General features: G+C 43.6%; 7 protein-coding genes and 1 tRNA gene. 6 read left to right on the top strand and 2 right to left on the bottom strand.

Translation table 11 applies throughout. The annotated features are described in order from the left end of the window. The first annotated feature begins 262 nt into the window (after positions 1 to 262). From purL to fbp, 5 genes are read left to right on the top strand one after another with little or no spacing between them, the layout of a single operon-like run. Positions 263 to 2,485: a phosphoribosylformylglycinamidine synthase subunit PurL gene (gene purL, locus IEW69_RS02390; protein ID WP_188625215.1), complete on the top strand. Its 2,223-nt coding sequence runs from the start codon at positions 263 to 265 to the stop codon at positions 2,483 to 2,485. A 3-nt stretch (positions 2,486 to 2,488) separates the two neighbouring features. After that, entirely contained in the window at positions 2,489 to 2,872 is a 384-nt protein-coding gene (gene gloA2, locus IEW69_RS02395) for an SMU1112c/YaeR family gloxylase I-like metalloprotein (RefSeq protein ID WP_188625216.1), read from the top strand. A gap of 2 nt (positions 2,873 to 2,874) precedes the next feature. Then, a complete protein-coding gene (locus IEW69_RS02400) occupies positions 2,875 to 3,579 on the top strand; it encodes a tRNA1(Val) (adenine(37)-N6)-methyltransferase (RefSeq protein ID WP_188625217.1) in 705 nt (234 codons plus the stop codon). A gap of 10 nt (positions 3,580 to 3,589) precedes the next feature. Next, positions 3,590 to 4,081 (top strand): metallophosphoesterase family protein, encoded by a 492-nt coding sequence (locus IEW69_RS02405; RefSeq protein WP_188625218.1) that lies wholly within the window; start codon positions 3,590 to 3,592, stop codon positions 4,079 to 4,081. 24 nt (positions 4,082 to 4,105) lie between these two features. Continuing rightward, positions 4,106 to 5,122, top strand: coding sequence for a class 1 fructose-bisphosphatase (gene fbp / locus IEW69_RS02410; protein WP_188625219.1), 1,017 nt, complete (start codon positions 4,106 to 4,108; stop codon positions 5,120 to 5,122). Here fbp and rnhA read toward each other — a convergent pair. Then, positions 5,109 to 5,582 (bottom strand): ribonuclease HI, encoded by a 474-nt coding sequence (rnhA, locus tag IEW69_RS02415; RefSeq protein WP_188625220.1) that lies wholly within the window; start codon positions 5,580 to 5,582, stop codon positions 5,109 to 5,111. The genes fbp and rnhA overlap by 14 nt on opposite strands. 218 nt (positions 5,583 to 5,800) lie before the next feature. Here rnhA and IEW69_RS02420 point away from each other — a divergent pair. Next, positions 5,801 to 5,877 (top strand) — tRNA-His (locus tag IEW69_RS02420). Positions 5,878 to 6,123: 246 nt separating this feature from the next. Here the strand turns inward: IEW69_RS02420 and IEW69_RS02425 are convergent. After that, the gene (locus IEW69_RS02425) at positions 6,124 to 8,781 is read right to left on the bottom strand and encodes an NB-ARC domain-containing protein (RefSeq protein ID WP_188625221.1); all 2,658 of its coding nucleotides are present in this window, start codon (positions 8,779 to 8,781) and stop codon (positions 6,124 to 6,126) included. Positions 8,782 to 9,204 lie beyond the last annotated feature (423 nt).

The raw sequence follows: 9,204 nt of genomic DNA on the forward strand, positions 1-9,204 counted from the left end.
CAAAAGCGGGCATGTCTGCGTACCGGCAAAATGCACACCAAGCGCCATTGTCAAGGGAAATTAAGCACAGCTACTCCACACCTGGACCACACCTCGCCCACACCACACCCACGTAAACTGTGCGTTTGCTGTGTTTCAGCTGTTCTTCAGCTCAGCGGTATTCGGCGCTTTGCTTTTCCGGTGCTTGCCGGTTTATGGTACAAGCTTGCAGAATAGTACAGGATTTTTTTACCTTTGCCATAATCCTTAAACATACATTATAGTGGAAAATACACAGCTGACAACATTAGAAACCGCCAAGGACCTCGGTCTTTTACCAGAAGAGTATGATAGAATTATTGCGATCCTGGGTCGTACGCCTAATTTTACAGAACTAAGTATCTTTTCTGTAATGTGGAGCGAGCACTGCTCTTACAAAAACTCCATCAACTGGTTAAAGAAACTTCCTAAAGACGGTCCGCGTATGCTGGCCAAAGCAGGTGAGGAGAATGCCGGTATGGTTGATCTTGGCGACGGTATTGCCTGTGTATTTAAAATTGAATCCCATAACCACCCATCTGCATTAGAGCCTTACCAAGGTGCAGCGACAGGAGTAGGCGGTATCAACCGCGATATTTTCACCATGGGTGCAAGACCAATCGCCCAGCTGAACTCCTTGCGTTTCGGTGATCCTAATCACCCGAAAACACAATGGCTGATGAAAGGTGTGGTAAAAGGTATTGGTGATTATGGTAATGCTTTCGGTATCCCAACCGTAGGTGGTGAGTTGTTCTTTGATGAATCTTTCCACGTGAACCCATTGGTTAACGCCATGTCTGCGGGTATCGTTAAAGTTGGAGAAACCGTTTCGGCGACTTCATACGGCGTTGGTAACCCAGTATATATTGTAGGTTCGGCGACTGGTAAAGACGGGATCCACGGTGCAGCATTTGCATCAAAAAACATTACAGAAGATTCAGTGAATGACCTTCCTGCAGTTCAGGTAGGAGACCCGTTCCAGGAGAAACTGTTATTGGAAGCAACCTTAGAAGTAATTAAAACTGGTGCCGTAATTGGTATGCAGGATATGGGTGCGGCGGGTATCATCTGTTCCAACTCAGAGATGAGTGCGAAGGGTGAGCATGGTATGCGCATCGACTTAGATAAAGTACCTACGCGTCAGGAAAACATGCAGCCTTTCGAGATCCTGTTATCAGAATCTCAGGAGCGTATGCTGATCGTGGTAGAAAAAGGCCGTGAAGCGGAAGTAGAAGCGGTATTTGATAAATGGGATCTTCATGCGGTGCAGATCGGTGAAGTAACCGACACACAGCGCCTGGAGTATTACATGAATGGCGAACTGGTTGCGGACGTACCTGCAGACGACCTGGTATTGGGTGGTGGTGCACCGGTATATGACCGTGAATACACAGAACCAGCTTATTTCCAAGAGTACAAGAAATTCAACATTGATTCTGTTGCTGTTCCACAGAACCTTAAAGCCATTGCAGATCACCTGGTTTCACATCCGAACATCGCTTCGAAAAGATGGGTAACGGATCAGTATGATTCTATGGTGGGTACGGCGACGATGACCACAAACCGTCCGAGTGACGCGGCGATCGTTTCTGTTAAAGGCACCGACAAGGCGATTGCTTTAACGGTAGACTGTAACTCGCGTTACGTGAACGCAGATCCGGAAACGGGTTGTGCCATCGCGGTAGCGGAAGCAGCAAGAAACATTACCTGTGCAGGTGGAGAGCCAGTGGCGATCACCAACTGTCTGAACTTTGGTAATCCTTATGTGCCGGAAGTATTCTGGCAGTTTGCTTCAGCCATTAAAGGTATGAGCACTGCAGCAACAAAATTCGAAACCCCGATTACTGGTGGTAACGTATCTTTCTATAACCAGTCGACCGACGACGGACCGGTATTCCCGACACCAACCATCGGTATGCTGGGTATTCTGGATAACAAAGACACATTAACCACTTTAGATTTCAAGCAGCCAGGTGATTTGATTTACCTGATTGGTGCATCTAAGAACGATATTGCTTCCTCGCAATACCTGGCTTCGTACGTAAAAGTAAAAGCATCTCCGGCACCATATTTCGATCTTGAAGAAGAGTATGCCATGCAGCAGGTGGTTAAACAGCTGATCATCCAGAAGATGATCAAATCTGCGCATGATGTGGCAGATGGCGGTTTATACATTGCTTTACTGGAATCTGCGATGCCGAACAACTTAGGTTTCAACATCACCTCAGATGAAACGATCCGTAAAGATGCTTTCTTGTTTGGAGAAGCACAAGGACGTGTAATCGTGACCTTGACTTCTGATGAGCAGGAAGCGTTTGTAGAGATGCTTGCCGCTTCGGAGACCGAGTTCAGCTTATTGGGTACGGTGACTGACGGTGCGTTGATCGTTGACGAAGAAAGCTTCGGCAGCGTGTTGGAAGCGAAACAAGTACACTTAAACGTATTGCACAACATCTTAGGCGCATAAGCCATGTTCAATAAAATACATCACGTAGCAATCATTTGTGCCGACTATGCGCGGAGCAAAGATTTCTACGTGAATACCCTGGGGTTAACGGTTATACAGGAAGTATACCGCGAAGCCAGGAAATCTTACAAGCTTGATCTGGCAGTGAATGGTCACTACCAGATTGAGCTTTTTTCATTTGAAAACCCACCATTACGGGCTTCCGGTCCGGAGGCCGTTGGGCTAAGGCACCTGTGCTTTGAGGTGGATGATCTGGATGCTGCGGTTGCGACCTTAAATGCTCGCGGCGTGCTGACGGAGCCCATCCGTGTAGACGAATACACCGGCAAGCGGTTTACTTTCTTTACCGACCCGGACAAGCTGCCGCTGGAGATCTACGCGCGTTAGCAATGGGGAGTCTATTCCGTTTCAAGCAATTTTCGGTGGACCAGTCCGGCTGTGCGATGAAGATCAATACAGACGGTGTGCTGATTGGCGGCATCGTTACGGCGGATGCCCCTTCGCGGATCCTGGATGTGGGTACCGGCACCGGCGTGATTGCGATGATGCTGGCACAGCGTTTTCCTGCAGCACAGGTAGAGGCGGTGGAAATTGATGCATCAGCAGCGTCGACGGCGGCTAAGAACTTTGCTGCTTCGCCCTTTGCCGCGCGTCTGGCAGTACATACCGGAGACATTCTGAACTTTGAAAGTACATTTGGGTACGACCTGATTATCTCCAATCCACCATTTTTTGTAAACGATCTTAAAAATCCGGAGGCTGCGAAGCGACTGGCGAGGCATGCCGATGCGGATTTCTTTATCGGACTGCTGCGGAAGGTTGCCGGGCTGCTGAACCCTGGTGGCGAATGCTGGCTGATCTTACCGGTGAAACAAGCGGAGGCGCTGGTGGTACAAGCCGTGCTGTATAAGTTGTTTCCGCGCCGGATCATTCATGTGCATTCCGATGAAAGCAAACCCGAGATCCGGCAGGTGATTTGTTTCAGCTTTGCCAATACAGCGGTGGTGCATGAAGATTTTTATATTTACGCCGCACAGGGGCTGTACACCGAGGCATACACACGTTTGCTGAAGGACTTTTTCCTGGCATTTTAAACCTGATATTTTGAAGCGAATCGGATTGATATCGGATACCCACGGGTATCTGGATGAAGCAGTATATAAACATTTTGAGGCCTGCGATGAGGTATGGCATGCGGGCGACTTTGGAGCGGGGGTTGCGGAACCTTTAGCGGCTTTTAAGCCATTGCGGGGCGTATGGGGGAATATTGATGACAAGGGCATCCGGCAGGAATTCCCGGAGCACAACCGTTTCATGTGTGAGGATGTGGATGTCTGGATGACGCATATTGGCGGTTATCCGGGCAGATATTCCGCACAAGTGAGGTCAGAAATATACACTAAGCCGCCGAAGCTGTTTATAACAGGGCACTCGCATATTTTAAAGGTGATGTTTGATCCTAAAATAAGCTGTCTGCACATAAATCCCGGTGCAGCAGGAAAATCCGGGTGGCATAAAGTAAGAACATTGATCCGTTTTAGTGTTTCTGGAGACAAAATTGATAACTTAGAGGTAATTGAGTTAGGTAAAAGATAACGTAAATTATACACTAAGTAAAATATGGCAGGCATTAAAACATTGGGTCAGTTCATCATTGAGAAACAGGCCGACTTCCCTTATGCTAAGGGCGAATTATCCAGGTTGCTGCGCGACATTGGCATTGCATCGAAGATCGTAAACCGGGAGGTGAATAAAGCCGGACTGGTCGATATTCTGGGGGATTTCGGCAGTACGAATGTGCAGGGGGAAGACCAGAAGAAGCTTGACGTATTTGCAAACACGCAGTTCATTGCGGCGCTGACGAGTGGCGGGGAGTGCTGCATTGTGGCGTCGGAGGAAGAGGATGAGTTTGTGGCGATTGATTCGCCGGTCTCGAAGAACGCGAAGTATATTGTCTGTATAGATCCGCTGGATGGCTCTTCAAACATTGACTGTAACGTGGCCGTGGGCACAATCTTTTCCATTTTCAGGAGGAAATCTACAGAAGGTAAGGCGACGCTTGAAGACGTGCTGCAGAAAGGCACGGAGCAGGTCGCTGCGGGTTATGTGATCTATGGCTCGTCGACCATGCTCGTGTACACGACCGGCAAGGGGGTGAACGGCTTTACGCTGGATCCGTCGATCGGCGAATTTTGTCTTTCTCACCCGGACATGAAGGTTCCGGAAGATGGAAAGATCTATTCCATTAATGAGGGGAACTATGTGCATTTCCCGGATGGGGTAAAGAAGTACCTGAAATATGCGCAGGTAGAGGATAAGGCCAGCAACCGTCCATATACTTCGAGGTATATCGGTTCTATGGTGGCAGATATCCATCGGAACCTGATTAAGGGCGGGATCTATATGTATCCGACCACTGCTGGTTCACCGAATGGTAAGCTTCGATTAATGTACGAATGTAATCCGATGGCATTCATCATCGAGCAGGCTGGGGGCGTGGCTTCTGATGGTTTCAGGAGGATCATGGAGATTGAACCTACAGCACTGCACCAACGGACAGCGGTGTACATCGGTTCGAGGAAGATGGTGGAGATGGTTGAAAGTTTATTGGCGGAGCAGCAGGCTAGAGTAGCGTAGACTTGTTCTTTTCTGCTTCGAATTCATAGTCGATCTGCCAGGCTGCACGATTTTTTGATGCTGCGACTGCTAGTTGGTCGCAGCGTTCATTTTCGGTGTGCAGGTTGTGCCCTTTGATCCAGGTGAAGGCCACCTGGTGAAGCTTGTAGATCTGGAGGAACTGCAACCAAAGGTCTTTATTCTTTTTGCCTTTGAAACCGGTTTTGGCCCAGCCGAATACCCATTTCTTTTCTATGGAATCGATGACGTACTTGGAATCGGAGGTAACCATCACCTGGGCGCCTGGTGTTTTGATGGCTTTTAAGCCTTCAATCACGGCGAGTAGTTCCATACGGTTGTTGGTGGTCATGCGGAAGCCGCCGCTAAGTTCCTTGTAGTGCTTTCCGGAGCGCAGGATAACACCGTAGCCACCTGGGCCGGGGTTTCCACTTGCTGCGCCGTCTGTGAAGATTTCGATCATAGAAGGGGCAAAGGTAGGCTTTCTGGTTTGAAAATGGAGGTTGGTGTGGATTAATGGGGGTTTACATTCTTTAAGTTCTTGTTTTTAGCTGCTTGTTCCGCTCTTGTAATGAATTTTAATCCTTTGATGTTGATAGGGTTATCAGAAAGTGGTGGGAGAAAGTTTAAATAAATTTGCTTGGAATATTATTAATCGTACTTTTGTCATCGTAAAACATGGTGGTTTTAGCTCAGTTGGTTAGAGCATCGGTTTGTGGTACCGAGGGTCGTGGGTTCGAGCCCCATATTCCACCCCAGTTTTTGAAAGCAGTCCAGATGGGCTGCTTTTTTTTTGCGTGGTTTGTATTTTAGAGACAAAGATTAAGGGTAGTTCAGTTCTTTTGATAGTCGCGTGAAAACAAGTGTTCTAGATGGATCATCAAGTGAGTGTAATTTGAATCATTATAACCTTCCTTTTCTGAGACGAATTACTTAGACGACTACTAGTTTATTGTTAAATCTAATACTAGAAATAAAAGTCCCAGGCACAGCCTAATAGTCTTTTATTCGACAATAACATTGATTGCACATTTACCTAGCTTATTTTGCCCTAACTGATAGCTAACTCGATCACCTTCTTTCAAGTTTTCAAAATCTGTTCGATATCTAAATGAATTCGCATTCACATACAAATCTGTTCCGTCGCTTATTGTAATGAAAGCTAAATGCATCGTTGGATTTATTCTATTTATAAAACCTTGTAAACCATTGACTTTAGATATAAATTCTATACCGTAAGCTTCCCCTACCATGTTAGATAAGTAGGTTTTACTTTGATTAAGTGCTAATTGATCATCATACTTGATAAAGAGTTCTTTAATGTACTCAAGGTTGTCTTCATTATGGATCTTAGGTATGGCTTTTATAAATGTCTTCAAAGTCGAACAAAACTTTTTAATCATTCTGCCATCGAAATTTCTTTCATTTACACAATATTCAAATATAGAAAGGCCCTTGATAAAGGTTTTGATTGCTTTTTGGTAATCGCCTTCGTTTTGTACAATTTCATTCCCCCAATATCCATACATATTAATCAAATCAGTATTTGCAATTCTTAGTTCTGATTTGTTTAATGAACCTTGTTCAATTACTTTCTCAACAAGTTCAATTGCTTCCCTATGCTTAAAGGCAGTTGAATAACATCGTGAGAGCAACAAGGCTGGATATTTTGAGTCTGGTTTTAATCGGTAAAGTTTTTCAGCTGCAATTGTGGCGTTTTCTACGTCATCAAAGCTATATAGCAAAAATCCCGCGTAGAAATATAGTAATCTAGGATTGTCTGGTTCCATTTCAAAGCCGGTGAGATAATCTTGCTCTGCGCCTAGAATATCTCCAGAGGTAGCCTTGATGAATGCACTTACTCTATAAATTTCAAAATAATTTGGAAGGATTGACTTTGCCTCGTTAATCCTCTCTAAGGCTAATAAATAAGATTTTTTTGATTCTACGGTGTCACCACTATTCTCAAGATTACTTCCACTTTTTGAAAATTTTAATGCCTCGGAAATTAGCCGAGCAGTTACTTTTTCGTTTACGTTTCTTATGGTAATTGCATTTAGAGCAAATTCATTGGCTTGAGTAGCTTGGTTAATGCTGGAGGTTGTTTTCGACAAAGAGTTTATCTTGCTTATTATATTCTTTACAAAGCTGACCTCCACAGGATGCTTTAGTAAAATGTAGTCTTTAGCAAAATCAGATATCTGATACATAACCTCATTGCCGTCAGCGTTATGAATAATTTCTCTCGTAACCATTGTTGTTGCGAATAGTTCATTAATGGTTCTTCTAAGCACAATAGATGGCAAGCCAGTTAAATAGATCAACTGTGCATCGTTCAAATTCTTCCTTGCTGCCAAAATAGTATCTATAACCTGCCGACCTTCTCCAGATAGCTGTTCATATACATTGCTTAGGCAGAACGATAAAACCTGCTCTAGATCACTTACTACTACATTTGGGTCAGTACCTAATTCTACAGAACTAACAAACCATTTAAGAGCTAAAGGATTATAATGTAGCTTCTCAGCAATTGATATAAGTTGTTTTGAAGGTAATCTATTTAAGATGTCACTTTGTTTAATAGACGCAAATTGTCTAATTAACAATATTGATTCTGATTCTGTGAGACCGAAGATGGGCCGCCGGAATTCAAGTTCGCCTAAGCCAATTCTTGACGTAATTAGGATTTTACACTTCATCTGAGCCTCACGGATGAATTCTCTAATAGACTCATCGAGAATGGTTTCTAGATTATCTATAATTAATAAAACTTTGAACACATCCATGTATTCAAGAATATCATCAAGGCTATTTTTAGAAGCTCCTATAATATCTCCAATTCCTTCGATTACTCCTGCATAATCTTTCAATGCATTTTTGATCTCTAAAATACCATTTGCAGTCAACATTGTGGATTTTGCAGTTATCCAGATTATTAGATCGAAAGGATTTTGCTCTTTAAGATCCAAAATATCATAAGCAATCTTCAGAGCAAGTGCGGATTTTCCAACGCCTCCTTCACCTATGATACTTACAACCCGGTTGTTACCTAAGATAAGTTTAGAAACATCAGATATATCCCTTTTTCTGCCTATAAATCCAGTTTCGTCAAAATCCGGAGCGGGTAGATTATGGTAAGCTTCATCAGTTTTTTCTCCGTATGATGGAATGCTAAGCGTGAGAACATAGGATGGATCAGTCTCTATTTTTGACTTGGTATCTTTAAGAGTACTCCAAGAGAGATTTTTGGATTCAACAAGAGTGCTGATGAATATCCATGTATTAGAGAAATCGTCTGAAAGTAATGGCCTTGTATGCATTACTCTATTTCTGATTGGAACCAAGTTATCCAGCGAAGCCACCAGACTTTTTACTTCTAAATATACAGTTTCGGGAAAAAATGCTTTATTTTTAATTAGTGTCGTATACGTTTCTTGAAAATCTAGGAATTCAATTACCTCCTGCAGATTTTCTTCTGGTACAAGCCCTGGATTATCTCCTTTGAATCTTCGTTTGATCTTCTCGATCACATCAGGTTCCCGTAAAAAGCTTAGATCTTGAAAGTTAGGTATTAAGTATTGATTTAATAGGATCTTAAGATCAATTTCAATTGCATAAATGAACGCTGCTATTGTAAGTCTGGTTTCTGTAACCTTGGCCATTATTGAGAATGTTAATACGCAATTTTAGTAAAATTCGAATCTGAATCCTAATATATTTCTAAGACTTTAGAAAATCTGATACTTGGTATTCAACTGACCGACATATATCTCGTTTCTTCTTTACAAATGAAGATCATCATATGCACCTCTTCACTTTATACTCCGGATGACTTCCCGATGGTGGCCGGGCAATAGGCCGTTCTTTTGTTGTCTTTAGAATTAGCTGAGTGAACTACACCTAAAAGAAAGTTTACTCAATTTAGGTCGGTATGCTATAATGGTATCGATATCATGCGGCTCAACTCTAGTAGGAGAGCAACTAAGCTTCCTTTTCTGAGACAAGTCTGGTGTTAAGATTGCACCGACCCCTTATTAGTTGGACAAAAGTTTTGAATCAGTTGTGTAATACTCGCTCGAATTTAG

Origin of the sequence: Pedobacter quisquiliarum (assembly GCF_014642175.1) — a bacterium.
GTDB classification, from domain to species: domain Bacteria; phylum Bacteroidota; class Bacteroidia; order Sphingobacteriales; family Sphingobacteriaceae; genus Pedobacter; species Pedobacter quisquiliarum.